The organism is Pseudonocardia nigra (assembly GCF_019396355.1).
Classification (GTDB): domain Bacteria; phylum Actinomycetota; class Actinomycetes; order Mycobacteriales; family Pseudonocardiaceae; genus Pseudonocardia; species Pseudonocardia nigra.
Window position 1 is genome coordinate 1 of record NZ_JAHKRK010000479.1, and the last position, 1,197, is coordinate 1,197.

A 1,197-nucleotide genomic window follows, 5' to 3' on the forward strand; every position below is an offset into this window, starting at 1 on the left:
CCCGCGTTCCGCGTAATTCAGGTGCTCTAGAGGCGAGATGTAGGGCGTGACCTGGGGAAACACGTCGAGGCCCCCTGAAGGGGCGTGTCTCTAGGCGGTGGTGTTGCCGCTGGTCAGCGGGTTGCGGCGGCGAGCTCGATGATCTGCTTCGGGGTGGGGATGTCGAGGCGGGCGAGCAGGTCGCGTTGGGGCTTGGTCAGCTCGGTGCACTGGCGGAACAGGCCGTGGGGTCCGGTGAAGGTGCCGGCGTGGAGCCGGTCGAGGTGGCGACGCACGGTCTGCCAGGTGTCGCCGGTGGTGGTCTCGACGATGCGGATGAGCAGTAGCGCGAGCCAGCACAGCACGACGTGGGCGCGGATGCGTTCTTCGAGTCGGTGGTAGACCGGGCGCAGGTCGATGATCTGTTTCATGTCGCGCCAGCCGCGTTCGACGTCGAGGAGCTGCTTGTAGCCCAGTGCGATGTCGGCTGCGGGCAGGTGTGGGTCTGAGCAGCGCAGCAGGTACTTCCCGTCCAGGTTCGCCTCGGTCTTGATCTTCGCCTTGTCGATGCGCAGCAGCCCGCCGGGGGTGACGCGCAGGTAGCGGTGCAGGCCGGGCTTGGTCGAGATCCGCCCGCGCAGCTCGCCGCGCTTCATCACTGGCAGGCGGTCCGACCCGGCGATGAGCTCGTCGAGTTGGGTGAGGAGTTGCTCGCGGATGTGGGCGTCGCGTTCGGCGGCCTCGGGGTTGTGGCAGATGACGAAGCGCTCGGTCTCGGAGACCTTCACCTCCTTGACGCGCAGGTTCTCGCCGATGGCGGTGTAGCGGCCCTGTCGGGACAGGGCGGCCTTGATCTCCGGGGAGTCCGAGCGGAGCTTCTCGCCGATGATGTAGGCGTGCTCGCCCTGGCGTAGGTAGCGGCGGTTGTGCTGTGAGGAGAACCCGCGGTCGGCGACCCACACGATCTTCGACAGGGTCCAGTCCCGCATGTCGTCTTTGACCTGGCGGATCAGCTTCGAGTCCGCGGTGTTGCCGGGCCAGCACCACACCCGCACCGGGATCCCCTCGCGGGTGACGGCCATCCCGATGACGATCTGGGGCAGGTCGTCGCGGGAGTCCTTCGACTTGCCGTAGGTCCGGAACCCGACACCCTCGTCCTTGCCGACCTTGCCGACCTTGCCGACCTTGCCGACCTTGCCGACCTTGCCGACCTTGCCG

Annotated in this window: 1 protein-coding gene; it reads right to left on the reverse strand. The window is 67.5% G+C overall.

Annotated elements, in window-relative coordinates; all coding sequences use genetic code 11:
• Window positions 1–113 precede the first annotated feature (113 nt).
• Window positions 114–1,197, reverse strand: a 1,084-nt coding sequence (locus tag KME75_RS41730; protein ID WP_246633844.1) for an IS1634 family transposase, incomplete at its 5' end; no start/stop codon positions are given.